Annotated in this window: 21 protein-coding genes; all 21 read right to left on the bottom strand. The window is 48.3% G+C overall.

What is annotated here, in order from left to right:
• Positions 1-253 precede the first annotated feature (253 nt).
• On the bottom strand, positions 254-1,009 hold the full coding sequence (recO, locus tag MHH49_RS17130) for a DNA repair protein RecO (protein ID WP_036683821.1): 756 nt from the start codon (positions 1,007-1,009) through the stop codon (positions 254-256).
• Positions 1,010-1,045: 36 nt separating this feature from the next.
• Complete coding sequence (locus MHH49_RS17125; RefSeq protein WP_076098533.1) at positions 1,046-1,189, bottom strand: YqzL family protein; 144 nt, start codon at positions 1,187-1,189, stop codon at positions 1,046-1,048.
• Between the two features lie 113 nt (positions 1,190-1,302).
• Positions 1,303-2,196: a GTPase Era gene (era, locus tag MHH49_RS17120; RefSeq protein WP_036683823.1), complete on the bottom strand. Its 894-nt coding sequence runs from the start codon at positions 2,194-2,196 to the stop codon at positions 1,303-1,305.
• 674 nt (positions 2,197-2,870) lie between these two features.
• A complete protein-coding gene (locus MHH49_RS17115; protein WP_428978140.1) occupies positions 2,871-3,332 on the bottom strand; it encodes a cytidine deaminase in 462 nt (153 codons plus the stop codon).
• 263 nt (positions 3,333-3,595) lie between these two features.
• A complete protein-coding gene (locus tag MHH49_RS17110) occupies positions 3,596-3,991 on the bottom strand; it encodes a diacylglycerol kinase family protein (RefSeq protein ID WP_036683827.1) in 396 nt (131 codons plus the stop codon).
• The gene (gene ybeY, locus MHH49_RS17105) at positions 3,991-4,488 is read right to left on the bottom strand and encodes an rRNA maturation RNase YbeY (protein WP_036683829.1); all 498 of its coding nucleotides are present in this window, start codon (positions 4,486-4,488) and stop codon (positions 3,991-3,993) included. Before ybeY ends, MHH49_RS17110 begins: the two co-directional genes overlap by 1 nt.
• A complete protein-coding gene (locus tag MHH49_RS17100) occupies positions 4,485-6,740 on the bottom strand; it encodes an HD family phosphohydrolase (RefSeq protein ID WP_036683831.1) in 2,256 nt (751 codons plus the stop codon). The genes ybeY and MHH49_RS17100 overlap by 4 nt, the downstream gene beginning before the upstream one ends.
• Positions 6,741-6,754: 14 nt before the next feature.
• A complete protein-coding gene (locus MHH49_RS17095; protein ID WP_036683834.1) occupies positions 6,755-7,726 on the bottom strand; it encodes a PhoH family protein in 972 nt (323 codons plus the stop codon).
• Between the two features lie 15 nt (positions 7,727-7,741).
• On the bottom strand, positions 7,742-8,923 hold the full coding sequence (gene yqfD / locus MHH49_RS17090; RefSeq protein ID WP_076098531.1) for a sporulation protein YqfD: 1,182 nt from the start codon (positions 8,921-8,923) through the stop codon (positions 7,742-7,744).
• On the bottom strand, positions 8,920-9,213 hold the full coding sequence (gene yqfC / locus MHH49_RS17085; protein WP_076098530.1) for a sporulation protein YqfC: 294 nt from the start codon (positions 9,211-9,213) through the stop codon (positions 8,920-8,922). The genes yqfD and yqfC overlap by 4 nt, the downstream gene beginning before the upstream one ends.
• A 172-nt stretch (positions 9,214-9,385) precedes the next feature.
• A complete protein-coding gene (locus tag MHH49_RS17080; protein ID WP_076098529.1) occupies positions 9,386-9,964 on the bottom strand; it encodes a hypothetical protein in 579 nt (192 codons plus the stop codon).
• An 18-nt stretch (positions 9,965-9,982) separates the two neighbouring features.
• Positions 9,983-10,987, bottom strand: a complete 1,005-nt coding sequence (floA, locus tag MHH49_RS17075) for a flotillin-like protein FloA (RefSeq protein WP_036683849.1) — start codon at positions 10,985-10,987, stop codon at positions 9,983-9,985.
• A gap of 55 nt (positions 10,988-11,042) precedes the next feature.
• Positions 11,043-12,428, bottom strand: coding sequence for an NfeD family protein (locus MHH49_RS17070; protein WP_038572898.1), 1,386 nt, complete (start codon positions 12,426-12,428; stop codon positions 11,043-11,045).
• Positions 12,429-12,546: 118 nt separating this feature from the next.
• Positions 12,547-12,990, bottom strand: a complete 444-nt coding sequence (locus MHH49_RS17065) for a GatB/YqeY domain-containing protein (RefSeq protein ID WP_036683862.1) — start codon at positions 12,988-12,990, stop codon at positions 12,547-12,549.
• 15 nt (positions 12,991-13,005) lie between these two features.
• On the bottom strand, positions 13,006-13,179 hold the full coding sequence (gene rpsU / locus MHH49_RS17060; protein ID WP_036657994.1) for a 30S ribosomal protein S21: 174 nt from the start codon (positions 13,177-13,179) through the stop codon (positions 13,006-13,008).
• Positions 13,180-13,318: 139 nt separating this feature from the next.
• The gene (locus MHH49_RS17055) at positions 13,319-13,678 is read right to left on the bottom strand and encodes a histidine triad nucleotide-binding protein (protein WP_036683863.1); all 360 of its coding nucleotides are present in this window, start codon (positions 13,676-13,678) and stop codon (positions 13,319-13,321) included.
• Positions 13,679-14,032: 354 nt separating this feature from the next.
• Positions 14,033-17,449 (bottom strand): AAA family ATPase, encoded by a 3,417-nt coding sequence (locus tag MHH49_RS17050; RefSeq protein WP_341138294.1) that lies wholly within the window; start codon positions 17,447-17,449, stop codon positions 14,033-14,035.
• Between the two features lies 1 nt (position 17,450).
• Positions 17,451-18,632, bottom strand: coding sequence for an exonuclease SbcCD subunit D (locus MHH49_RS17045; RefSeq protein ID WP_341138293.1), 1,182 nt, complete (start codon positions 18,630-18,632; stop codon positions 17,451-17,453).
• Between the two features lie 40 nt (positions 18,633-18,672).
• Positions 18,673-22,716 carry a helicase-exonuclease AddAB subunit AddA gene (addA, locus tag MHH49_RS17040; RefSeq protein ID WP_341138790.1) on the bottom strand — a complete coding sequence of 1,348 codons (4,044 nt, stop codon included), beginning with the start codon at positions 22,714-22,716 and terminating at the stop codon, positions 18,673-18,675.
• Positions 22,717-22,718: 2 nt separating this feature from the next.
• Positions 22,719-26,231, bottom strand: a complete 3,513-nt coding sequence (gene addB, locus MHH49_RS17035; RefSeq protein WP_076297523.1) for a helicase-exonuclease AddAB subunit AddB — start codon at positions 26,229-26,231, stop codon at positions 22,719-22,721.
• Positions 26,232-26,586: 355 nt separating this feature from the next.
• Positions 26,587-26,718, bottom strand: coding sequence for a hypothetical protein (locus tag MHH49_RS17030; RefSeq protein WP_341138292.1), 132 nt, complete (start codon positions 26,716-26,718; stop codon positions 26,587-26,589).
• Between the last annotated feature and the right edge of the window lie 167 nt (positions 26,719-26,885).

The raw sequence follows: 26,885 nt of genomic DNA, 5'->3' as shown, positions 1-26,885 counted from the left end.
ACTTGATTTCATACCTTGTATGAGCAAGTTTGCTGCCAAGACAAGAACGAAATCCACTTTCACTCGCCGCATCCGTACTCCCGGGTGCCATGTTCATGAACGTTGTCCCGCCAGGCTTCCACTGCCCCCAGCTCGCTGAATAACGACAATACAGTCCACTACTTTCCCGATCAATGCACGCCTCTCCCCAATTGGAGCATAACGACGATCATATAATAAACTGATCCTATAGTAACGGAAAAATCAGTTTTCGTCAAATCTTGTACTTGTCGAGCTGGTCTAGGAAACTTTGTGACTTCAGCTTTAATCCGAGTTGCACATCCATAAAGGCCCGCATAATTTTTTTCAGCTCATCCCGGCTGCTTTCCTTTACATCCACATTGCCTAGTCTAGTTAGGTCAAGTCTGGCGAATAATCGCAGCAGCTTCAACGCACGAGCAGAGACCTCCATGGCTGGAGGGTCATTATGTTTACAACTGCGGCACAGTGCTCCACCAAGGCGAGGGCTGACCAGCAGTTGATCATCCGGCTTCTCGGCACCACAAATTACACAAGAATCGAATTCAGGACCATAACCGGCTGCCTGTAAGATTTTCATTTCAAAGACATTTATGATAACGCCGGGTTCCTTGTCCTCTTCAAGTGCATTAAGACAGGCCGTAAGCTGGCGAAACCAGAAGCTTCCCGTTTCCTCATCATGCAGAACACGATCAAGCAGTTCACACGCATAAGACGCATAAGCAGCTTTGATCAAATCCTCACGGAGCGGATGGTGAGACTTCGTAATTTCGCCAGAATTCAGTGTCCCAAGTCCTCCGTTATTTCTAAAAAAAACAAATTCCCCAACGGTGAACAGTTGGATCAATGCAGCATGGCGGCTCTTGACCTTCTTTGCGCCACGCACCAGAACCCCTACTTTTCCCGCGTTCTCGGTGCAAAGCGTAATAATTGCGTTCCCCTCGCCGTAGTCCATGCTGCGGATGACGATCCCTTCCACCCTGTGTAGCATGCCTCTTCCCCCAACCATTCGGCAAGCAACCAGTCCTTATTGCGCTTCTTCATCACAGGCCTTCTCTTCCTCCACTAGCTGTAATCCACTATCTTCAAGCGGATGGCCAGCTTCCTTATACAGCAGGTAAGCATCGACGTCTCCTGTCATTGCAAAATACTTCCACGAAAAGTTTCGCATTCGTATTCATCCTTTCTTGGGAAAGACGATGTCTCTTATCAAGAATTAGGATGGTGCGATGGAGCAGGTTCTATCCTTGCAATTCCTACCAAACGAGGAATAACGGAATTAACTTAAAGGTCTTTATGGAAGCCCAAATCCCGCAGAACGCGGTCCTGATTGCGCCAATCTTTTTTCACTTTTACCCATAGCTCCAGAAAAATCTTCGAACCCAGCAGGTTCTCAATATCTGTCCGAGCCCGTCTGCCGACCTCTTTCAGCATTGCCCCTTGCTTGCCGATAATAATTCCCTTTTGGGAATCACGCTCAACAAAAATAACAGCTGAAACATGTACTACTCCATTAGGCTCAACCTTCATATCTTCGATGGCTACAGCAATAGAGTGCGGCACTTCTTCACGAGTCAAATGCAGAATTTTCTCCCGGATTAATTCCGCGCAGACAAATTGCTCGGGGTGATCCGTGATTTGATCTTCCGGATAATACTGAGGGCCTTCCGGCAAGTACTTGGCAACCTGCTCTAACAGCGTGTTAACATTGCTGCCCATCTTCGCAGAAATCGGAATAATTTCGGCAAAATCATGCAGCTTGTTATATTGGGCCATAAGCGGGAGCAAAGCTTCCGGCTCTATTTTATCGATCTTGTTGAGCACCAGAATCACCGGTGTCTTCAGACCATTTAATTGCTCGGCAATGTAACGGTCTCCACCGCCCAAGCCCTCTGACGCATCCACAAGGAATAACACAGCTTCTACTTCACCCAGTGTACTCATTGCAGTCTGGTTCATGTAGTCGCCTAGCTTGGACTGTCTTTTATGAATCCCCGGTGTGTCCAGGAATACGATTTGTGAAGTGTTTGTTGTGTAAACACCATGAATTTTGTTTCTGGTTGTCTGTGGCTTATCCGACATGATGGCAATCTTCTGGCCAATGACCTGATTCATGAGTGTTGATTTACCTACGTTTGGTCTGCCGATAATTGCGACAAAGCCTGATTTGAATTTCATATTATCTTCCTTCCATACTTACCTTCTAGTTCAATCTTTTTCAATCATTCAATCTTTTTTTAAAAGCTTTTTCGCTCCCCCTGAATCTCCCTCAGCCAAGGGGGACCCCAAGGGCCGCGACCCTCTGGACACCCGAAAATAGGCGTACCCGCAACGTTCGACGGGATTAGAGGGACGGTTGTGCATGAGCGCTTTTGTCCCCTGTTGGGGACACGCTTCACTGTCGCTTATTAACACGGTTCGCATTAAGCTCACCATGGAGAAAAATTACTGAGATGCAGCTTACAAGCAGGGTTTCAAGTTACGATGGGCAAAGAATCGCTGGCGGCTTTTGCCGCGGCGCTTACCTCGTAATATTACTCTAATAACACATAGTTTGCACCAGTTTAGCCTAACTTGGTAGAACTAGAACACTTTTAATTGTATTTTGTACAACTAATTTTAGTTTGAGTTTATGTTTTGGTGCTTTAGTTGTATTCTGTGCAATTAAATCCTGTCTTAAGAGCCTAATATGGACTTTATCATAAATTTAATTGTACTATCTGCAACTAAATTCATTTTTGTGGGAAAGAGTAGCAATTTAACTGTACATTGTGCAATTAAAGTAGCAACCTTCGTCTAACTATGCCTAATTTGCCTTTATACGGGCACAGGCATTAAATCAAAACCTCATTTTATTCTGAAGCTTGTCCTTGCTTTAGATCTACGGGACCAAAAGCGCCTGGAAGCAATTCTCCCACCGTAGTCTCAACGACATCACCCTTCATGTTTCCAAGAATAACCTTCATATCCGGTGAACACAACTCAATCATTACTTGCCGGCACACACCGCAAGGTGAAACGGGGCCGTCAGAGTCAGCTACTACGGCAATTGCTTTAAAAGAACCAACAGCATGTCCATCCGCAATCGCACGGAATAATGCTGTCCGTTCCGCACAGTTGGTTGGGCCAAAAGCAGCATTTTCCACATTACAGCCGTGGTGAATATGACCATCCTGATCAAGAAGGGCAGCTCCCACTCCGAATCGGGAATATGGAATGTAAGCTTTAGCTCGTGCTTTAATCGCCTCTTGCATAAGAAGAGTAGAATCCATATTTTGTCCTCCTAAAGTTTTGTGAGTATTGACTTCGTTGATTTTTCTTCGCACAAAACTCACTTCGTAAGCATACGCTCTGTTTTGTTTATCGTTACTTCCTGTTATTACTTCGACAAAACTCACTTCGTAAGCATCTAATTAGTTTCGTTTATCGTTATTTTCTCAGCATGCACTAAATTTTATCAGCGTACTTCATGAGATATATTCGGGTACATAACTCACTTCAAAATTATTCAGTAACGAAAGAGGCGGAATCGCAAAACGCGGGTCCGCCTCTCCCCTGAATTGATTTTGTATCCTGATTATGACATAAGTCCGCTAATCCAGTCCATCACAGGCTGGTAAAAAACATAGATCCCGACTAAGACAGCAAACACCGCCGTGAGAAGCACAGCTCCTGCGGCGGTATCTTTTGCTCTCTTAGCCAGTGGATGAATCTCTGGCGAGATCAGATCAACCGTCGCTTCAATTGCCGTATTGAGCAGTTCGGCAGTTAGGACAAGCGTGATCGAGAACAGCAGCAACATCCAACTGGCCAGCGGAAGTCTGAACACGGCAGCGGCAACTAGCACAACCACCGCTAAACAGCAATGCACCTTCATGTTAAGCTCGGATTTGAATGCCGACACTAAGCCTTGCGATGCAAACCGAAAAGAGTGCCAGAACTTCTTGTGCCCTACCGCCGTGTTCTTCACCATTAGCGCGTCAACCCAACCTGAGATAGTACTTTTTCTTGCTTGGACATCATTTCTGCTTCTGAGGCTTCATCCTGATGATCATATCCTAACAAATGCAGAAATCCGTGAACAAAAAGAAAACCAAGCTCTCGTTCCAGTGAATGACCGTATTCCAGCGCCTGCTCCTGCGCACGAGTTACGGAAATGATTATATCCCCAAGTACGTCTGGAACATCTTCCAGCGCCTCGCCTTCCTCTACCTCGTATATAATGTCCAGCTCGTCCTCTCCGCTTTCATTCATAGCAAAAGAAAGCACGTCCGTCGGACGGTCAATTCCCCGATATTCTAAATTCAACTCATGTATACGAGCGTTATCGACAAAAGTAAGAGCTACCTCGCCCCGATCGATCCCTTCCGCTTCACCTGCTTTTTGCAAAATACTCTCCAGCAGCGTAATGAGATCGTCCTTTATCTCGTATTCTTCTTGCTCGTTATCCCAAACGATCTCCAAACTCATGGGTTAGGTGCCCCTTCCTCTTTTTTCGGCTTACGCACATCTTCTGGGTATTCGATCCGTGAATGGAAAATTCCCATAACCGTCTCCTTCAGAGTCCGTGCAATAATATCCAATTCTTTAATCGTCAAATCACATTCGTCAAACTGATGATCATCCAGTCGACTTTTAATAATCTTCTCAATCATCGTTTCCACCTGCAGAACAGTTGGCTTACGCAATGATCTCACTGCAGCCTCGACACTGTCGGCAATCCCCACAACGGCTGCTTCCTTCGACTGGGCTTTCGGTCCAGGATAACGGAAATCTTCCTCGGTAAAATCAGCCTCGACACCTTTTTCTTCAGCCAGCTTCAGTGCCTTATGGTAAAAATAATGCAGGAACGTTGTTCCATGATGCTGCTCAGCAATGTCACGGATTGGTTTTGGCAGCTTATATTCTCGTTGCATTTCCACCCCGTCACGGGCGTGGGCAACGATGATAGATTTACTAAGCTTCGGTTCAATAGAGTCATGTGGATTTTCCATATTATTCTGATTCTCGATAAAATAAAACGGACGTTTTGTTTTGCCGATATCATGATAATACGATCCTACCCGGCATAATAAGCCATCTGCTCCAATCGCTTCCGCGGCAGCCTCCGACAGGTTACCTACCATTACACTATGGTGATAGGTTCCCGGGGTTTCGGTAAGCAGTTTGCGCAGCAGCGGGTGGTTTGGATTAGACAATTCTACCAGCTTCAATGCTGATAGAATACCAAAGGTTGCTTCGAAGAAAGGCATTAGCCCAATCACAAGCACAGCCGTCAATAGACCCCCTGCAAAAGCAAAACCAACCGAATACAAGGTACCTACCTCTTTCCATGCCCCTCCGCCTAACAGTATCTGCATAAAAACTGTCAGACAGCCAAAAAGCGATACCATAATCCCGCCTTTAAGGAGCGTGGAGCGTTGACCCGCACGGTGAGTCGCAAAGATAGCCACGTAAGAAACCACGATGGCAAAGAAACCAAAGTTAAAATCAAAGATTGAGTTCTGCTGCACATTCAAAATAACACTCGCCAGTACACTGAATAGAATGGAGCAGAAATAGGCCAAAGGCATGTCCAGAAGCATTGCAATTAACATTGCGCCTATCGCCACTGGTGCCAGGAATCCGATATAAGATCGGACATCGGTCTGCAAAACAGCGGCCAGCCGCATAGAGATAATAGTTATAACAAATACAAGCACCAGCATCAATAGCTGAGAATTGTTGTACTTAAAGCCTGAGGTACCGCCAGAATAACGAATGAACGCAAGCAAACCGACGGAGAGCATCGCAGAGAGAATCAATAGCCCTAATTGTGGCCAGTAATTCACCTCATTGCTTAGTAGACCATTCTCATCCAAAAGAGTGTAGAGCTCTGGAGTAATTAGCTGCCCCTTAGCAACAAGCGTGTCCCCTTGCTCGATGAATACATCAGGTGTGTTCTCCCGAGCTTGTACCTTCGCTTCCTTGGTAGCATCCTCATCGTAGAACTTGTTACTTGTGATCACAAGACGTACAAGCTCCTGAACAACCTCACGCGCTGTGCGCTGGCTTAGAGAACTAATACTGACCTGTTCCGCTACCTTGGCGCGAGCAGTCTGCGCATCCGTAATCTGATCATTCATCAGCCTAGTTACAATATCTCGGGCGACAGGCTTCATCTCGATAATGTCCTGAGAGGTCAGGCGCGGAATCTTAATGTAAGTCTCTTCCGGAATGACATAGGTCTGCTCTTTGATGACAGATTGCATTTCATCCAGAAGGTGATCTGAATAAGTAGCGCTGCCTCGGTTGGAAGCTACGAAATTCAAGATGAAGTCGCTGGCTCTCTGCGGAATCTCATCACGATAAATCCCCGTCTTATCGCTTTGCGAAATCAGATCATCCTGATTGAGGCGATCTATCCGGTCCAGCAGTGAGGTCACAAGGTTGTCCGCCCTCATCGGGATAATTTTGTACTTGGGAGATACGCTTTCAGCCGCTTCCTCAGCCGCCTTTAACGTAGCTTTGGTGTCCTTAATTTGTTTCGGTGCCGTTATTTCCTTTGCACTGTAAGTATTCTCTTTAATATCATATTTCTTAGGTAGCAATTCTGGCGACAAGCTGAAGTAGAACACTAGTCCGAGTAACAGGAAAAGAGCATAGCGTGTCACTGCGCTATACTTCCATCCGTTGTTCGTATATACAAATCCGCTTAATTTAGATGGTTGCTTTGAAGCCATGAAGACAATCCCCTTTATTGGAGGTTTTCGGCAGAGCGGTCATAGGCAACGATAATTTTCTGCACCAGGGAATGCCGTACAACATCCTGTTCCGCGAAGTAGACAAAGCCAAGTTCTTCTATGCCGGATAAAATCGCTTTGGCTTCAATCAAACCGGATTTCTTGCCGCGGGGCAGGTCAATCTGGGTAACGTCACCTGTAATCACCATTTTGGACCCGAAGCCGAGTCGAGTCAGGAACATTTTCATTTGCTCAGGTGTGGTATTCTGTGCTTCATCCAGGATGATAAATGAATCATCCAGTGTACGTCCGCGCATATAAGCCAGCGGAGCAATCTCAATCAATCCCCGTTCAAGCGCCTTAGCCACCTGATCGGGTCCCATAACGTCGTATAACGCATCATAAAGCGGACGCAGATATGGATCTACCTTTTCTTGCAAATCCCCTGGAAGGAATCCTAGACTCTCTCCTGCTTCTACTGCGGGACGCGTAAGAACAATACGCTTAACCGAACCCTCTTTCAGTGCCGTAACTGCAAGCACCACTGCCAAGTAGGTCTTCCCCGTTCCTGCAGGACCGATTCCGAATACAATATCACGCTTCTTGATCGTTGTCACATAATGCTTCTGGCCGACCGTTTTGACACGGATAGGCTTTCCGCGAAAAGTTGTAGTAATTTCTCCTTTGAACAAATCGAGCAATTGATCAGCACGAAAATCTTTCGCCAGTTCCACAGCGTACTGCACATCACGTTCAGTAAGTATGTAACCGCTACGAATGAGGGACAGTAGCACATTAAACAATTGCCCCAGCATGTCTACTTCCCGCTCAGCTCCACGAATCGTTAGCTCAGCTTCACGCGAATCAATAATGGCGGGAATTTCACTCTCGATGATTTTTAAGAATCCATCCTGCGGGCCAAACAGCGATTGCGCTTCTCCCGCATTTTGCAAAGATATACGAATGCTTGCAGTCTGTTCTGACAAGTAGCCTCATTCTCCTCAATTGTTTACTATTGGCAGTTCTTCGGAAATTTTTTCTTCTACTTCAAAGATCACTTTCATATAAACTTTACCATTCTCTTTCTTCTCATGCAAAACTTTTTGACTTTTGATGACGCTATCAACACCATATCGAGCTAAAATATCATTCTTCGCCCGCTCAATTCCCCTCGCAACTCCGGCTTCTGGAGTTATCGTATCCTTTGTTTCATTGATCTCCATTTCTTTCTCAGTCATCAGGCCCAGCGGCAGCTCAATAGAGCGCCAAGACAGCGGATCATGCTCTGTGAGCGTCTTTGAATTCTCAAAGGCGGATTTGCCATAACCCCACAGCTGAATAGCCCATTTCCCCAACATAAGATAAGTGCGATCCTTACGCTCCCCAGTATAGGTGCTATTTGTTGTTTTAAGAGGGACCTCGATATTGTACTCATGCCAAACCAAGCCCTTAACCTCACCCTTGGCTACCACATACTCTACATTTTCTTCGTCTCCAAGAGCACCGGAAATCAGGATATCTCCTTTTTTCACACGCGAATTACGCGCAACTACCGGTCTGCCCTGTTCCGCATATATTTCTGTTACCACCGCATCTGTTCGGCTAATTAAATGGCGCTGGCTAAGCAAAGGTTTGATGTCGGGCTGTTTAGCCTCTACAACCTGAATTTTGATGCTCGTCCCCGTCCGTTGCAGCCCTATCCAAGAAACACCCGGTAAATGGGCCAGCAGCCCCTTAGAGAGCTTGTCCGGCTCCTCCAGACGCCATATCCACTGAAAAGGGTACACCCCCTCCTGGCGAGCAGCAGCCAATATATCCTCAGAGGCAATCTTTTCATTTCCTTCGACTCTAATACTCCATACCATCGTAGATAACATAAAAAGTGTAATTCCAAACATTAAAATACCTATGCCAAAAAATTTCCTTTTCCACAGCCGTGCCATAAGAAATGGAAGTCCGCTTCTACCGGTAACGTGCATACGACAGCCTGTCTTTTTTAAAATCGGCCGGAGGACATAAAAATCATCCAGAAGCAGCTTAAGGGAAGCGCCGCCCTCAGCGGGCCTCACATCCCAAATCATGATTCCTGCTTCAGAAATGAAATTAATAAATCGCTCCACCTGAGGTCCCGTCACATGCAGTGTAACGAACCCCCGCAGTGATGACAGAGGTGGCTCCTTCATGATCTCTCCTCGCTTTCGTTATATCTGATCTCCCCGATAACGCCTTCTACAGCCAATTCCTGGCCTAGAATATTTCGGATGACAAGTCCCTCGCCTTTGATTTCAAGCGATCCTTTAGCTAACGCGAGCTTAAGCTGACCAGAGGAAAAATGCAGCACGCCGCGATGGTTCTCAATATGCAGTTCCTTATTGCCGATCAGGGTGATCCGGGGCATTTCCTGTAATAAGTCCTGTGGTAGATCCAGTACCCCGTTTGTCCATCCCCGCAGCCTGCGGCCAATACGGGTCATAAGTAGACGTTCCCCCTTCCTGCCTTCTGTACACCTTATGCGGCAACGCTTTTTTTTATGAGAAGAAGTAACAAAGGAGGACCCTTCTAGTGTGAAAAAAGCAAAAAAAGCCCCGGCAACCTATCGTAAAGATAGGAAACCGAGGCTTTATTGTTACTATGATCCGTAAATATTATCTTCGGGTGGAATGCGGCTGGCGAGAACGCGGTGGTCCCAGAATCTCTGCCCAGACTACACCATTGCGCAGGTCGTCACGACTCCCTGTTCCATGTGTCTGGTCTGCCGCAGAGGGTGAGTTGGTGTTCTTAGTCTTATTTGATCTTTTGGAATCTGCACCCGCTATCCCGTCAAAAGCAGATTGAAGGCGCCGCACCTCTTCTTGCATTCTTTGTGTGCGTAATTCAACTCCGTCATCGGCATGCTCCAAAGACATTCCTTCTCCAGTAGAATAATCTGGAGTTGGTATATACGCAGGTTCTGGAAAGGCAGGAGAGGCATCATACTCCCGGTTATCCTCTGACATCGACTGCCGGGAAGAGGTGTTAACAGGAGCAGGAAATCCACTGCCAGACTCCGCTTGGCGCCCTCCATCGATATCCGGGCGCTTTACCCGGCGGAGCGGAGAATCCTCTCCGCCCCCAAAAGTGGGCATCCCCCCGCGAGGAGCTCCTTTGGGCTTGTTTTTAGTTGCTTTATTCACATTGGATACGATCGCGAATATAATAACCGCAATAATATAGATCCAGCTCATGGAGATTCACATCCCCTTTTATTTATTATTGTTAGGACGGTTATTGTCGTCCTGATCATTCATTTTGCCGAGAGATCCCCGCATTTGGGTATCTGCCTCGATGTTTTTGATATTCATATAATCCATCACGCCGATTTGGCCATTTCTGAGCGCCTCAGCCATCGCCATAGGCACCTGAGATTCAGCTTCTACAACAAGAGCCTTCATCTCTACTACGCGCGCCTTCATCTCTTGCTCGTGAGCGACAGCCATCGCTCTGCGTTCTTCCGCCTTGGCTTGGGCAATACGTTTGTCCGCTTCTGCTTGCTCAGTTTGTAGATAAGCACCGATGTTCTTGCCTACATCGATATCCGCAATATCAATGGAGAGGATCTCAAAAGCAGTACCTGAATCCAGACCTTTGGACAATACCGTCCGCGAAATCAAATCCGGGTTCTCAAGGACATCTTTGTGGGAATCACTCGAACCTACTGTCGTTACAATCCCTTCACCAACACGGGCAATAATCGTTTCTTCACCCGCACCACCCACGAGACGGTCGATATTGGCACGAACGGTTACGCGCGCTTTTACCTTAACTTCAATCCCGTTCTTAGCAACAGCCGCAACAACCGGTGTCTCAATTACACGAGGGTTAACGCTCATTTGCACAGCCTGCAGCACATCACGTCCTGCAAGATCAATGGCTGCTGCGCGAGTAAATTCCAGAGGAATATCTGCACGTTGTGCTGCAATAAGCGCATTAACCACCCGGTCTACGTTACCACCTGCGAGATAGTGACTCTCCAGTTGATTAATGTTCAGTCCAAGACCTGCCTTGGTCGCTTTAATCATTGGGTTAACGATACGACTTGGGGTTACACGACGCAGTCTCATCGCCACCAGTGTAATAATACTGATTCTAACGCCCGACGCTAATGCAGAAATCCAGAGCATAACCGGGAAGAAACTTAAAAACACGCTTAATACAATAATCACCACTACCGCGATAAACAGAATAGGAATCAAAGATGCTTCACCCATACTATATAACCTCCGTAAATTTATTCTAGAACTGTTATTGGTTCCAGTGTTTACCTTATTCCTTGATTTCTTTCACAACAATCCGTCCGCCCTCTACTTTAATAATAGAGACCGGTGCATTAGCACTAATAAAACTACCTTCTGTAACAACATCCACACGTTCGCCGCCTATCATAGCCGTTCCTGATGGACGAAGCGGAGTAATACTGGTTCCTGTAGCGCCTAATAAGCTAAGCTTCTCTTCTACGGGCACAAATCCCTGATCTTTAGTAAGGCTTTCCTTCAAAATAAATCTGTTCCAGATCCCTCGTTCTTTAAAAATGACCGCAACAATTACTACAACTATAGTCGCAGCTACGAAAGAGATACCTAGACTGAGAAGTGCATGCTTATAGCTGTAAGCAGCTCGTACGACACCCGCTACAAGGCTAACAGAGCCGAGCAGCCCCAATATTCCGAAGCTAGGCACAAAGAGCTCCAGCACAAGCATGACAAGCCCAATGATAAACAAGAGCCAAGTTTCCGCTCCGGCGAATCCTGCAACATAGTTGCCGAAGAAATATAACACAAAAGCCAATGTCCCGATAATTCCTGGCGCACCAAAGCCTGGAACAATCAGTTCAATTACAACGCCTGTAATCCCAATGAACAGCAGAATCGTCATAATAATCGGATTGGTCAGAAATTGCGACATTTTTTCCGCACCGGTATGCTCTACGCGAAAGATGTCGTCTGTAGTATATCCAAGCCAATGAATTGCTTCTTCAGAGGTATCTGTAATTTGATCAGCGTAACCAGCTTTTAAAGCTTCTTCACTAGACAAGGCAATGATCTCTCCCTGTATCTTAGTCACACCAAGCTCTGGCTTATCCACGACCAAATTACTATCCACCATACCAGCGGCAATGTCTGGATCACGCTCATTCAGAGCAGCAGCACCGATCATTTTAGATCTCCAGTAGGATATCATTTTGGCATCATCGACTTTTTGACCATTCATGTCTACCAAGGAAGCGGAGCCGATCATACTGCCCGGCTTCATGATTATTGCACCTGCATTAAGTGCTATGTAACTGCCTGCAGAAGCGGCATCACCTTTAATATAGGCAGCTGTTGGTATTTCACTCTCTCTTACCATCGTCCCAATCTCTTCTGCCGATTTCACCAGCCCTCCAGGTGTATCGACCTCTAGTAGAATAAGGACTGCTCCATAATTAGCGGCTTCTTCAAATCCTCTTTCCAAAAAGCTTTGCAAACCCCGTTCAATCTTTTGATCTACCGGAATAATAAACACGGGACCTTGTTTCAGCTCACTGTTCGTAACCCCCGGTGTTTTCGGGGCTGCCCCGTCAGCGCTTACATTCGTTGCAAAGGGTGTCAGGAGGAGTAACAGCAGGACCACAGGAATGCTAGCTAACAGTATTTTCCGTAATCTTCTCAATGATTTTACCTCCCTTCTTTAGCTTGACCCAGAACTCATAACCCTTAATACGCTGAAATTGGATTTACGTTTCATTACATAGAAAAGCACCCCTTTTGCAAGGGGTGCTAGTGCTATATTATTGCAGAAATTGCAGAACCGCCTGGTTCACGAGTTTACCATCAGCGCGACCTTTGACCTTAGGCATCAGTGCGCTCATGACCTTCCCCATTTCGCTCTTCGAAGAAGCACCGGTTTCCTGGATGGTCTGCTGTACAATTACTTTAATTTCTTCTTCGGAAAGTTGCTCGGGAAGATATTTAATAATAATCTCGATTTCTGCTTTTGTACTCGCGGCAAGCTCGTCGCGACCCGCTGATTCAAATTCTTGGAGGGCATCTTTGCGCTGTTTGATTTCACGACTAAGGATATCAAGCACTTCGTTGTCGTCCAATGTTCTCTTCAGATCTATTTCAAGATACTTTATTGTAGAACGAACCATTCGAATCGTGGAGAGCGTGAACTTGTCCTTACTCTTCATCGCTTGCTTCATATCTTCGTTCAATCTCTCGCTAAGATTCATGCGTGGGTAATCCTCCTAAAACTTTCTCTTACGAGCAGCCTCAGACTTCAGCTTTTTCTTAACGCTCGGCTTTTCGTAATGTTTGCGTTTCTTCACCTCAGCCAAGACACCATCTTTTGCGATGGAACGTTTAAAGCGACGAAGTGCAGCATCAATTGTCTCGTTTTTGCGAACTTTCGTTTCAGACACAGGTTTCCCCTCCCTCCGACCATACCGTCCAAGAGCATAACACGGTTTATCAAACTCCATTATAGGTCAAACGGAAATAACGTGTCAACCTTCGTGCTATTCTTTTTTCTGGCAAGTTCTTCAACATTAAATGATTATGCTATGCGTGGGAAGCTGAGTTTCCAGTGAGCGCACCCAGCTTGGCTCCACCCAGCAGGTGATAATGAAGATGAGGCACAGCTTGTCCACTATCAGGCCCGCAATTATTGATTAAACGATAACCAGACTCAGCAATCCCAAGGTCTTTGGCGATCTGTTGGGCTACACTGTGGATTTCAGCAATTAGCGGAAGATCCTCAGGTGTAACATCATTCATTGAAGCAATGAACTTCTTGGGAATGATCAACACATGTACCGGTGCAGCCGGCTCGATGTCGTAAAATGCAAGAATACGTTCATTCTCAAATACTTTTTTGGAAGGAATAGTACCCTCAATAATTTTGCTAAACACGGTCTCCATAGAGTGCTTGCCTCCTAAAAATTGGTGAAATTCCACTTCATCATAAGATAATCATACAGGATAATCATCAATTACGAAAGCAGCAAGCAAACTCAGTATAATCAGCACCAAACTGTATCTGTTACAGAATGAACCATTAAATAAATATATCAACACCGTTAGGCCTAAAAAAGACAAAAAAAAGAGAAACACCCTTCACAGCTTATAAAGCTGATTCGGCGGCGGACGTATGAAAAGGAGTTCATTCCCTGCCATACGTCCGCCGAGGTGTTTCTAAAGTAATGTCGGCTTAGCTGTATTATAACAGCGCGTTGATACTGTATCTGTGATAAGAATCACACACATTGTAGATCTTCACATTTTTTCCAAAAGGATCCGAGATCCCCCTCCACCCTGTTCAGCAGGTACTACTACCAGCTTGCGTGGCAGTCGTGCCCGAAGCTCTGGAACATGGCTGATAATGCCGACAGACAGTTGGTCGTTATGCAGTCTTTCCAGTGAGGTAATTACCGTATCGAGCAATTCCGGATCCAGCGTACCAAAACCTTCGTCCAAAAAGAAAAATTGCAATGGATACTGCCCCCGCAGCTGAATCTGTGCCGAAAGAGCAAGTGCAAGTGACAAGGAAGTTAAGAACGTCTCTCCGCCGGAAAGCGTGGAGACCGGTCTTCTTACACCACCGTTTCCATCATCACGGATTACAAAGCCACCGCCCGAATCAACCTCCAGCGCATAACGCTGTTTGCTCAGGAAACGAAGCCGCTGAGAAGCAGACTGGCACACCTGCATCAATTGTTCCTCCGCAATATACTCAACAAAAGCATTTCCACGTAAAACCGTCTGCAATTTGGACAAATGATCCTGTAGGGAAGCATGTTCTAGCCGCTGGGCTTCAAGCTCCATCCAGCGAATATGCCGATGCCGCAGATCCTCTAGATCTCGCTCTGCACGCGCTCTTGCTTGCAGAGACATTTCATCCTCTGACTTACACGCGCTTAAGCTCTCCTGGCTAACTTGCCATTCCTCTTCACTTAAGCTGGCTCCATCAAGCTTCTCTTCAATATTGCGCAGCTGCAATGAGACTTCAGCTTCTTCAGCACGATGGGCACGTACCCGAGAAGATGAAATTTCCCGCTCTTCAGGTGCGAGAGCTGCTCCTTCAACCTCAGCGGCCGAACTAAACGGTGAAGAGGTTAAGCTTTGCTCCCACAGATGGCTTGAAGTCACATAATGCTCTCGAGCAGATTCTGCAGCCTGGCGGGTAATCGCTGCCTCCTTGATCTCATGCTGCGCTTTTTCCGCTGCCGTGAGATGTAATCGTTGGCTGGTCTCCACAGCTGCTAACAATTCCTGCAGACGACGCTCACACTCTGCTAGAAGTGGGGCAGCAGCGCGGCCATTAGTCCACTCTAGAAGACGCCGTTCTTTTTCACGCTGCAATTCTTCTTTGCCTTCCATCTGTGTATTCCACTGAGTAAGCTCTTTATCGAGTCCGGTGATGGTTTCCTGAAGATTCTGTACCGAAGCGCTTTTCTCATCCAGAAACTTGACACTGATTTCCAGTCGGGATCTAATTTCCTCAGCTTGAGCATCCTTGGCTAACAGCTCACGATAAGCTTTTTCTACCTCTTCCGGTGCCAAATCAGGGAACTGCTGTACCCAGTTCTGCCGCAAAGCGGTTAGTTGGCCACTCAGTTCCTTGGCTTTGGCGGTAAGACCTTCTACCCAGCTTCGCTCACCTTCGGCACCTGCTGCTTCTTTGAGGCATAGCTGCTGAACTTCCTGCATCGATTGCTGCCACTGTATCGCTGTACGGCGCAGTTCTCCAGACTGGCTTTTTAATGCTAAAAATGCAGCATCAAGTTCTGCCAAAGCTTTTTCATCTGGGATGGACATATCGGTAGAGGAAACCTCTGTAGTACTGACTTCTGAACCTGCCGCTGCAGGATGATTTACCGTATCAAAAGCTCCATCACCAAACACCTGCTCCAGCCAAACCAGGTCCTGCTCCCTTAAACCACGGAACATATGGCGTGCTTCCAAAGCACGTCTGGACAACACCCGAGCCTGTTGAAGCTTTGACTCCAGTTCCTGTTGCTCTAGGTTATCCTGCAATACAGCAGGGGTCGGGTGGTGTTCGCTGCCACATACAGGGCAAGGTTGTCCTGCTTCCAATTCTTTAGCCAATCCAAGCGACAGTCTGTGCAACTCATGCCCCTTGAGGGCTGCTTCCAAAGAACTGATATGTTGCTCCAGGCTTTCTGCTGCGGTGCGCGCAGCTTCTTCTGTCGCCAGCAGCTTCTCTTGATGCAGCGCCGCCTCGCGGATCAGCTGCCCGCGAGAAGCTTCCTGCTGCTCGCGACGGCCCTCGGCCTCCGCGAGTCGCGCCTGCGCAGCCGCGAGTGCAGCGGCACGCTCGCGGCGCTCCTTCTCCGCCTTATCCCACTGGGATTCGGCGGAGTGCAGCCCTTGCAGTCTCTGCATCGCTTCTTGCAGAGACTGCCGCTCCTGGGAGCGGACACCGAGCGGCTGCAAGCTCTGCTGCAGCTCTTGCTGGCGCTTTTGGCCCTTGGCCAAAAGCTCACGCTCCCGGGCCATGCCCTCCCGCAGCTCCGCCAGCTTGCGGGAGGCCTCTTCGCGGCGCTCGCGCAGAGCCGCGAGTTCGCGCCGCAGGGCGCCGAGCTCGGACTCGAGCTCGAGCGCGCGGCGGTAGGTGTCGGCCCCCTGCCGGAGGGCCGGCTCTTCCGCCGCAAGCGCGGCCTGCGCAGCAGCCGCGGCCGCAGCGGCATGCGCCGCCTCCTGCTCGGCAGCGGCGGCCAGCACCTCTTGACCCTCCGCGCGGGTCAATCGACTCTTGAAGGCATCTTCCGCGCTTCGCCATGCTTTCAGCGCGGGAAGCCTAGCCTCGGCCTCGTCAGCTTGGCCGAGCTTCCGTTCAAGGAGGAGAATCTCCTCCTCCTTGGAGAGCAGTCCCTGCCGCTGCAATTCGCGGCGGGTCCGTTCCTCTTGCAGCTCGCGAATGCGCGTGAAACGCTCCGCGACCTGCAGCGCCGCCTCCAGCTTGCGGCGGCATTCCGCAGCATGTTGGGCTGCTTGTTCGAGGCGCTCCGCCGCTGCCTCTACATCCTCTTTGCCTGCGCTGCCAAGCCCCTGCTGCTCCGCTTCGAGCGCGCGGAGCGCAGCCTCATTCTCCTTCACCCGCCGGCTAAGCTTCAACGCAAGCTGATCGCCATACTGTTCCAAATGGAACAGGCGCTGCAGCATTTGTCGGCGGTCTACGCCCCGAAGCGATAAGAATTCGGCGAATTTCCCCTGCGGCAATACAACTGCTCGCGTGAAGTCATCCATTTTGAGTCCAATATGCTCTTCCACACAACGTGTAACATCTGCGAGTTTATCCGCCATAACGTTATCCCCGTCAGGTGTGACTTCAATGAAACGGCTAATGGTGTTGCTGACTGTTTGCTCACCTGTCCGCTTGAACTTACGTTCAACACGATAACGATGTGCCCCAGCAGAGGAAGTGAGCTCGAAGGTAAACGCCACGCTGAGTGAATCCTCAGAGTGATTCATAATCCCCTGTGTCCCGTTAACGGCGCGCTCTACTTTCCCGTACATCGCCAAAGTAATAGCATCCAACAAACTGGACTTGCCGCTGCCCGTAGGTCCAAAAATCCCAAACAGCCCAGTCTCACACAGACTTTCAAAATCTATTTCCTGCATTTCTCTATAACTCTGCAATCCTGCAACTTTTAATAAAATAGGCTTCAACTTAGTTCTCCTCTCCTTCCTCCGGCTGCTGCCGTTCTTCTTCGGTTAGCTGTAAGAACAGCTCAATCAAACGATCCTCCGGCTCCGCCCCGCCCGTCTGCCGCTGATAGAATTTACGGAACAATTCTTGTACAGGCATACGTGAACGGGAAATCTGTTCGAGCTCCAGCTCCATTTGCGGATAAATCGGACGAATATGAATGATCCCCTCACGTGATTTACGCAGGCGCTGAATATCATTCATCGACATAGCTTCACTGAGCCGAATCTCCAAATCTATAAAAGCAGAAGCATCTCTACCTTCATCCAACCAGTTATATACCTCTTGCAATCCACCCGTAGAGCTCCATCTTACAAGTGGACGCCCACAGCGTAGATAGATTTCTTCGAAGGTCGGCTCACCGCCCGGCGCGACATCAATCAGCGTCACCGACTTGGCTTGTCCTGCTTCCGAAAAGCTATATGCCAGCGGGGATCCGCTATAACGGATCATCCCTTCCCCTTTAACACGCTGAGCGCGATGAAGATGGCCTAGGGCAGTATATTGCGCTCCACAGGATAAAGCAGAAGGGTCTACAGTGTAAGCCCCGCCCACCTGAATTGGGCGTTCCGAATCACTCTCTACACCTCCAAGCACATAAATATGGCTCATCGCCAAATTCACGGTTTGTGGCGTAAATTCCCGTCCCAACAATTGCATAAGTTTGCCTACCCGTGCGCTGTAAGCTAATCGAAGCTCCTCTTCCCCGCTGTCCCCAGCAAGCAGCTCACCAAGACGTGCCTCTGAGGGATAGGGAAGGGCTGCGATTTTGGCAATCTCACCTGTGCGCGCAGCATGAACTGTCACTGGCTCTGAGGTTGGAAGTCCTACCAAGGTAATCCCCTGCCTTAATACAAGCGGGGAGACTGAAGATACGCGCTCCGGTTGGTCATGATTGCCGGCAATCACCACAAGGGGCCTGCCCCCTGAAGATAGCCTGGCAGCAGCCTCATAGAATAATTGCTCCGAAGCCGCTGGTGGATTAACGGAATCGTACACATCTCCCGCCATCATAATCAAATCCACCTTATGAAAATCAGCGATCTCCACCAATTCATCTATGAACTGCTCTTGCTCCTTCTGGCGGCTTCTTCCCTCCAGCGTACGGCCCAAGTGCCAATCCCCCGTATGCAATATCCGCATCTTCGTCCTCTTTCCCCGCTCCTATGCGGCAATGAATAATTTATAATTTCACAGCATGATCGCCGTCAAAAAAGTACAGCCAAATCTCGCTGATCGGTTCTCCCAAAATATCATGTAATGCCTTGCTGTATAACTCTAGCTGAAAACGATATTTTTCCTTAAGTGCTTCTAGGCCGCCCTGATGTTCTAATACAGAGTCCGTCTTATAGTCTAGCAGAATAATCCGGTCCTCTTCTCGGAACAGGCAGTCAATGACCCCTTGAATTAGCACAGCCTCACTAAAGCCTTCCTTATTGTTCTCAGGGGTAAGCTCCGAGACGGCTTCATTCATATAATCGAGCCCTCGATAAGCCTCACCTGCGGGAACCATATAACTGAATGGCATTTCTCTAAGCTTCCAAGAAGAAGCTATTAATCTACGTCCAAGTTCATTATTATAAAAAGCTTCTATCTGATCGGGAGCTACAGCCTCCACCTGCTCAGCAGTTAGAATAGCCACTCTCTGAAGCCGGGCTAAGGTTTCTTCCACAACCATAGGATCAACTGAACCCTCCAGCGGAATATGCTGCATGACTGTATGGTATGCTGTCCCGCGTTCCGCTGGGGTCAGACTGCGTTTTTCCATAAATTTCGGACGCCGCAAATGAAGACTGTCCGCACCTGCAACACTTGGACGTTTATCGTTTTCTATTGAGGTTGTAGAATTGCCTTCTTCCAGCAGATCAAAAGAGGGCTGCTCCTGTAATGACAACAACGCTTTTAACTCCGTAACAGAAGTTTTAGCCGGAATACCTGAGGCTGCCGCATACGGATAATTCCATTCCAGTCTTCTAGCAATTTCATCGCTAGTCTCTGTTTCATATATATTTACAGATTCACCCTTATGCAGTGCTTCGAGTACAGCTTGCCGTTCCTCTACCTTATCTTCAGTCTGATCCGTTGGCAGGAACGCCCCAGAATTAAGTTCGGAAGCATTTTGCACACTGATGCTCCAGTTGGACACATCGTTGTGCAGCACCGTGGAGACGGTACCTTCTGAACCGCCCAGCTTACGAAGAATCGCCGCAGCAGGGTGCCGGATCAATGCCGGTCCAACCCAATCCAAATAGCTGCGCCCTCGGGCCAGCAGATGGTCTGCAAGCAGCAGCTCATCCCGGTTCTGTACGCTGCTCCAGCTAGCGATTTTGCGTGGCAAATCTCTTACGGTGCCCACTAGAATCATTTTATCTCTCGGACGAGTTAACGCCACATATAATACACGCATTTCCTCAGCTAATAACTCAAGCCGTGTACGCCGGTTAATAGCCAGATAAGGAAGTGTTGGGTAACTAACTCGCGTTTCCCGTTCCACAAAGCGTGGCCCAAAGCCAAGCTCTTTGTGCATAAGAAATGGCGAATGCAAATCTTGTCGATTGAACTGTTTTGCCATCCCGGCTACAAAAACAACAGGGAACTCCAGACCTTTGGATTTATGGATGGTCATGATTCTGACGCCATTGCCTTCTTCACCGCCACCGCCAGCTACACCCAGATCTCCGCCATTCTCACGAAGCCGTGAAATGAACACCAGAAAACGGAACAATCCGCGTGCTGCGGTGTCATTCTCAAATTGCACAGCCCGATCATACAAAGCTTTAAGATTGTTCTGGCGCTGCGAGCCTCCAGGCAGTCCTCCAACCCATTCCAGATAGCCGCTCTCCCCATAGATACGCCAGATCAGCTCACTGAGACTACCTTGTCTAGCCGCATTTCTCCAGCTTTCCAGCTGTTCTAGGAAATGTTTAAGCTTGCGCTTCAGTTCTGGACTGATCTGCGGCAGATCTTTATCAGGTAAAACATTATTTTCGACGGTGCTTGCGGATTCAATCACATGAGCCGAGAAGAGGTCATACTCTTCTTCAGCCTCTTTTGCATCTTGCATATCCACCGCCATCTGTACTGCTTGAAAAAAAGGACCCTGACTACACATACGCACCGTAGCCAATTCTTCTTCCGTTAATCCGACCACAGGTGAACGAAGTACGCCAGCCAGCGGAATGTCCTGCTGAGGATTATCAACTATTTTTAAGAGGGAAAGTGCAATTTCCACTTCTGTAGCTTCAAAATAACCTTTATTCAGATCACCATAAGCAGGGATTCCTTCCATCCGAAGCTCTTCGATGATTAGAGGGGTCCAGATTCTTGCCGAGCGAAGCAGGATCACGATATCACCGTAAATAACCGGACGCATAATCTTGAGTCCTTTATCGTAGATAAGCAGTGGCGATCCACCGGTCATCCCCGTCATTTGTGAAATACGCCGGGCAATTGCCCGCGCTTCCAGCTGCGCCGTCTCGCTCTCAATGGCTTCACTCTCCTGAAGTGGCGCCTCACCGTCTTCAGAGGTCTCTTCTGACTTCCCTGCTGCCGAACCACGATCAATCAATAATAACTCCGGTGCAAAAAAGGTATCAGGACCCTTCTCTGCTGCACCTGGGAAATTCGCTCCGTAAACAAGCTCAGCGCGTTCATCATAATTAATCTCCGCTACCGTCTCATTCATAATCTGCCGGAAGATCATATTCACGGCATTTACAACCTCCATGCGACTGCGAAAATTACGGGCCAGATCGATGACCGAACCGCTAGATGATTCATTAGTAATTTCAGATAGATCATCGATTTGGTGTGAGCCAAAGCTGCGGTATTTATCCAGGAATAGCCCCGGCTCCGCCAGACGGAATCGATAGATACTTTGCTTCATATCTCCGACCATAAACCGGTTACCGGGTGTTTCACGGGATATTAGCCGCACAATCTCCTCTTGCACGCTATTCGTATCCTGATACTCATCCAGCAGAACCTCATCGAATTGAGCACGGTACTCCATAGCTGCATCAGAAGGCAGGGAATGACCGGGCGTAGAGTCCGGATGGCGTAGAATTTGCAGACAATAATGCTCCAAATCACTGAAGTCGACTAGACCTCTTCCTGCTTTTTCAATTCTATAACGTTCACCGAATGCTATCACTGTCTCTGCAAGCTCTGCCATCAGTGGAGCCGCTTCGTTCAGCTCTTTCAAAAAAACCTCAGGCGGACGGCCAAACAATGCTTTCTGAAGATCTAAAATACTCTTCTTCACACTATCGCGCAGTTCCTTCACCATTTCCTGCAGTCCAGGATCTGTCGAATCCTTCTTACAAGCCTTTAATTTCCCAAAATATACTTCCATGAAAATATCATATAATTCTGCCCAAGGTCGTTCGTTTACGGCATCCTGCAGTGCATTTACCATCTCAAGATCAGCGGTTAAATTCTCAGCATAGGGTGCCGGACCGCCCGGCTGCAGTGCAATCTCCCGGCCTTGAATCAGCTGACTGGCTGCGCCCGCAAGTGTCAGCTTCGCTTCTTCAAGAATGCTCAGCACCCATGGCGTTCCACCCAGACTTTCGGTGTCTGGCAATGAGAAATCAGCTGCAGTATCACGGAGCCATTGCGCAGGCCAAGGATGGCTGCGGGCATAATCATGCAATCGCTGTATGAGCGCATGCACTGCATCATCACTGCGTTCACCACTGAACCAATCAGCGAGCTGCACAAATATACTATCCTCGCCATCCGCACCTGCTTCACCGTACTTTTCCTCCAGCAACTCTTCGAGCAGCTCCTGCCGCATCATCTCCGCTTCATGCTCATTTAATATGCGAAAACCCGGATCAATCGGAATCATTTGATAATAACGCCGGATCACTTCCAGACAGAAGGAGTGCAACGTTGTAATCGAAGCTTTGCCCAGCAGGGATAGCTGACGGCGCAAATGGTCGTTCTCCCCATTCTCCTCCAGCTCCCGATCAAGGGCTTCCCTGATCCGCTGCCGCATTTCGGCAGCCGCAGCTTTGGTAAACGTAGCTACTAATAGCCTGTCTACACTGAAGCCGTTCTCTTCCTTACTGATTTTTCGAATAATCCGTTCTACCAGCACCGCCGTCTTACCGGAACCTGCTGCCGCAGCAACGAGGATGTCATCACCGCTCTCCGCAATGGCGCGCCACTGGTCATCACTCCATATACTTCCTTCCGGTTTCGCTTCTATTTCAGCCTTCATACTCAAGGTGTAGTTCCTCCTTTGCGGGACAGCAGATCCCATATAACGTCCTTCCCTGGCTTACCCAGATTGTTATAGCTGTTGCCTTCCACAGCTTCATCGAACTGGCAGACAGGTCTAAAGGAACAGAATGTGCAGGCGGTCTCCTGCCCAATTCGGTACGGCTCAATCGCCACATCACCTTCTGTAATCCGTGTCCCGATATCCGAAATTGTCCCTCTAACGGAGGATAATAGATGACCCCACTGCTCTGGTGTAGCTACTGAAGCACTGCTATAAAAGCTGCCGTCAGCTTTTACTGCTACAGGCACGATAGAAGAATACCCTTTGTCTAAAGTGGTATCCATCAGGGAGACAACCTCACGATCTGCTGTAAGTAGTCCTTTCATCTTGAAGCGTTTCAACAGCTCTTGCTCAGCCTGTTCCTTGTTCATCCCATTGGATGAGGTCAACAACGGATCATGCACATGGAAATAAAGTGTGCCGGCTGGAAGTGCCGGCTGCCCCAGCCATTGCTCCGAATATGTTAGCAGCACATCCAAATAAGTCAGCATTTGCAGCGATAATCCATAATACACCTCATGCAGCTTGAGATCCTTTTGGCTCGATTTATAATCAATTACCCGCAGAAGAATTCCGTTCTCTCCACGGGCCATATCTACACGGTCAATCCGGCCAACAACCTCCATCACGCAGCCATTTGGCAGCGTAATCCTTAAAGGCGGCAACTCCTTATCCGGTCCAAAGTCCAGCTCCAGCCCTACTGGCTCAAAGCTGCCCCGGCGGGCGTGCTCGCCCAGAATCACAGAAGCACGTCCAACAATATTCTTAAGCTTACGGGAGATGTACCCGTAACGTTTGGAGCTCATTAGGATTTCACCCTGCAACATCGGAGATAGCCGCTCTACTGTCTCACTGGCCTCACGCCGACATTCATCCGGAGACAAGCTGCCCCAGCCCCGTCCCTCTTGTTTCAGTCTTATCGCCATATCACTTAACGCAGCATGGAACAGCTGTCCAATATCAGGTGCTTGCAGCTTATATAGCTGACGCTCCTTCAGTCTTAGTCCGTAGGACGCAAAATGGGAAAATGAGCACGCAACAAATTTCTCCATCCGGGACACACTGCCCCGCAGTGTTGAGCCACCATACAATCTGAGGCTTGTGCCACGCTTTAGCTTCGTTCCCTCATTACGATAGAACAGTGAGCTTAGCAAACGTTCCAGTTGAAATTTACGATCTTCGTTCTTAGTAAACCAGTTATACACATCCCACCATAGCTCCGGAATTTCTGTCCCCTGGCGCCACTGCCGCAGCTGCATAATCAATGCGCGAAGACTCTGTTCTGGTTGACCAATGAAACCGAGATGAATAGGATTTCCGACTTCTGCCGGTAGTCCCGCAGGGGGAAGTGCTGACAAGCTATGCTCTTGAACCCTTGGGAACATTCTATGCAAATGCCGGATAACCTCAGAGGGAAGGAGAGCTTTGCCCTCATCATCCGCTGTAGCGTAGCTAATCCAGAGCTTTTGGCTTCCTGTCGTTAGCGCATTATAGATCAGAAACCGCTCGTCCAGTAGTTTACGAGAAGCGCCGGGAGCAAGCTCCATTCCAGCATTCTCTAGTACGGAGCGTTCACCTTCCGAGAGAATTCCATCTTCCTTAAACTGCGCAGGCACAACACCTTCATTAAATCCAAGCAAAAAAGCGTATTTAACCCCTGTTGGGCGAGTCCGATCCATATTGCCGACCAATACTTGATCCAGTGCGGGCGGAACTAGTCCCATTTTAAGCTCAGCAAGTCCTGTCTCTAGAACTCCGGTGAACACTTCAAACTCAAGTCTTTCATTGCCCATCATTTCTACTATCTGATCTAGCAGATCAAGTACCGCACCCCACAACTGGCTATGTTCCCTAGCCTTCTCGGGTTGGCCCTTCTCCATAGACTTAACACTGAGTTTCTCCAGCTTTCGTGCAACATCCGTCTCTTCAAGCAGCTTGTACATTGCCGTACATAGTTCAAGGCCGCTTCGGCTTTTCTGGATTCGTTTCTCAAAAGCAAATAAAGGACCTGTTATACTAGCACGGCATCGTTCCATAGTAGCAAGCAGTTCATCATCCATCTGTCTGCCGCCTTCCAGCGACAAGCTAGGAATACCTTTCCATGAGCGGCCATCCGTCCAGCGATACCCTTGAATCCCACAAGCCAGCACATAGTTTTCTAAAGCATCCATATCCTCACGTGTAATACTACCGTCTAGCGGAAGCAAAAGCTCCGTCTTTACGCAACGGAATACATCCTCGTAACGCCAGCGACGACGCACTACATCCAGCGCGGAACGTATAAATTCCACTAGCGGATGATGCAGCTCATTTACCTTCTGGTCCAGAAAAAATGGCACTCCGTAATCTTGGAACAACGGTTGGATCAGCTGCTCGTAATCGCCAATATTGCGCATCAATACAGCCATTTCGCCATATTTTGCACCTTCATCACGCGCCAGTCTAGTCATTTCGCGCAGTGCTCCCTCAACCTCTGCTCTGTGCGAAACTGCGGCGCCTATGGATATAGCCTCTCTTGCCAGTTCATCCGCACCTATCCAGGCCTTCCGGCGATCATATCCCCGTTCAAGGTGAGCAAGTACTGGACTTTCTTCAAAACGTGGAAGAACCGTTGGCTCCAGCAGCTCGTCCCACACATCAATGCCCAGCTCTTCAGCTATTCCACGCAGTTTAATGTAAGTAACCGCAGTGGGGTGAAACAATTCAAGCTCATTCAACTGATCTCCATATGGGTAAGGACGATCAATTGTAAGCGAAACGGTCAGCTGCGAAGCTTGCTGCATCAATTCTCGAAGCACTACGAATTCCTGCGGAGTAAATCCATGGAATCCATCTACCCAAATCTCCGCCCCGCGAATATAGGAGGAATCAGGAATATGCTCAGCCAGTTCTGCTAAACGATCCTCTTCATCGATATAGAGACGTGACATTTCCTTCTCTAAATCGCTGAATACCAGCTGCAAATCATCCAGCTTACCCTCAAGAATAGGACTTCTTGCAATAGCTCCTCGCATAGCGGACAACTGCTCTTCTAAATCAGTGGAACCCAAACAGCAACGCTTCATCTCCGTGTGCAGTTGGTTCAGACGTTCCACAAAACCCGGTCTGTCTGCTGAGGCACCGAACAATTTCAGTTCCTCTTTGCGACGACTGATGATTTTGTAAATTAACATTTTCTTACCTTCATCACTGATTGGCAGACTTGCACTGCCACCAGTTTCCTGCTTCACACGATAGGCAAGCCGCGAAAAACTCAGTGTCTGCGCCCGAAGGCTTCCCTTCACATTCCCTACGGTCAGAAGCCCCCGTTCTGCTCCAAAAGAACCTTGCTCTGGCACAAGAATAATAATCGGCGCACCAAGCGGTTCCTTCTCTAAGGAAGAAGAGATAGATTCCCATATTTTTGTTGTCTTGCCACTGCCCGAGCGGCCTAGTAAAAAGGTTACCGACATAAATGATAGACTCCTTCCGTAGCGGAGAAAATATATAAATTACAAGGTGAAATATCCACCTATTGATTACACTCCAATTAAAAAAGTTCAGTGATTCCTCGTCCCTTCAGTATATCATAACCACACTAATCGGAACATGTGTTTGCTAGTATTTTCTAATGTTTTACAAAGGATAAACAACTACGAGTACAAATATAAAAAAGCAAACCTCCGGATTTTGGCGGCTTGCTTTTTAGAGTATTTAGTTTGTTTTTAATGCCAGATGTGCAACGTTAGATTAGAGCTGCCAATGTCGGAGCATAGGGTCAATGTTAGACTGTTCGGTGTTCGGTGTTCGGTGTTCGGTGTTCGGTGTTCAGTGCTCAACGTTCAGCGTCCAGCATCCAGCGTCCAGCATCCAGCGTCCAGCATCCAGCGTCCAGCATCCAGCGTCCAGCATCCAGCGTTCGTCATTCGGCATTCGGCGTTCAGCGTTCAAATTGCACATTTTTGGCTAGGCTTGTTTCATTAATTACTTACGGACCCAGGAGCCGTTATTCGTGGATTCAGTGCTGTTTTGGCAACTTTTCGGACCCCATTGATGCTATTCTTCGAAAATGTGTTGCATTACGGGTGTTTTAAGAGCAATAGCGCCTTTGGGGTCCGTAAGAATTC

The organism is Paenibacillus sp. FSL F4-0122 (assembly GCF_038002845.1).
Classification (GTDB): Bacteria; Bacillota; Bacilli; order Paenibacillales; family Paenibacillaceae; genus Paenibacillus_AQ; species Paenibacillus_AQ odorifer.
The sequence above is the reverse complement of the archived record's forward strand: the minus strand, read 5'-3'. Positions and strand labels throughout refer to the sequence as shown.

What these genes read in the sequence shown, in the direction of transcription:
- yqfD (WP_076098531.1), bottom strand. Translation starts at nt 8,923, where the DNA reads ATGAAGGAGCCACCTCTGTCATCACTGCGGGGGTTCGTTACACTGCAT.
- floA (WP_036683849.1), bottom strand. Translation starts at nt 10,987, where the DNA reads ATGGGTGAAGCATCTTTGATTCCTATTCTGTTTATCGCGGTAGTGGTG.
- ybeY (WP_036683829.1), bottom strand. Translation starts at nt 4,488, where the DNA reads ATGAGTTTGGAGATCGTTTGGGATAACGAGCAAGAAGAATACGAGATA.
- addB (WP_076297523.1), bottom strand. Translation starts at nt 26,231, where the DNA reads ATGTCGGTAACCTTTTTACTAGGCCGCTCGGGCAGTGGCAAGACAACA.
- MHH49_RS17100 (WP_036683831.1), bottom strand. Translation starts at nt 6,740, where the DNA reads ATGGCTTCAAAGCAACCATCTAAATTAAGCGGATTTGTATATACGAAC.
- MHH49_RS17110 (WP_036683827.1), bottom strand. Translation starts at nt 3,991, where the DNA reads ATGGTGAAGAACACGGCGGTAGGGCACAAGAAGTTCTGGCACTCTTTT.
- yqfC (WP_076098530.1), bottom strand. Translation starts at nt 9,213, where the DNA reads ATGACCCGTATTGGCCGCAGGCTGCGGGGATGGACAAACGGGGTACTG.
- era (WP_036683823.1), bottom strand. Translation starts at nt 2,196, where the DNA reads ATGAAATTCAAATCAGGCTTTGTCGCAATTATCGGCAGACCAAACGTA.
- addA (WP_341138790.1), bottom strand. Translation starts at nt 22,716, where the DNA reads ATGAAGGCTGAAATAGAAGCGAAACCGGAAGGAAGTATATGGAGTGAT.
- MHH49_RS17030 (WP_341138292.1), bottom strand. Translation starts at nt 26,718, where the DNA reads ATGTGCAATTTGAACGCTGAACGCCGAATGCCGAATGACGAACGCTGG.
- MHH49_RS17080 (WP_076098529.1), bottom strand. Translation starts at nt 9,964, where the DNA reads ATGAGCTGGATCTATATTATTGCGGTTATTATATTCGCGATCGTATCC.
- MHH49_RS17065 (WP_036683862.1), bottom strand. Translation starts at nt 12,990, where the DNA reads ATGAATCTTAGCGAGAGATTGAACGAAGATATGAAGCAAGCGATGAAG.
- MHH49_RS17125 (WP_076098533.1), bottom strand. Translation starts at nt 1,189, where the DNA reads ATGCGAAACTTTTCGTGGAAGTATTTTGCAATGACAGGAGACGTCGAT.
- recO (WP_036683821.1), bottom strand. Translation starts at nt 1,009, where the DNA reads ATGCTACACAGGGTGGAAGGGATCGTCATCCGCAGCATGGACTACGGC.
- MHH49_RS17055 (WP_036683863.1), bottom strand. Translation starts at nt 13,678, where the DNA reads ATGGAGACCGTGTTTAGCAAAATTATTGAGGGTACTATTCCTTCCAAA.
- MHH49_RS17045 (WP_341138293.1), bottom strand. Translation starts at nt 18,632, where the DNA reads ATGCGGATATTGCATACGGGGGATTGGCACTTGGGCCGTACGCTGGAG.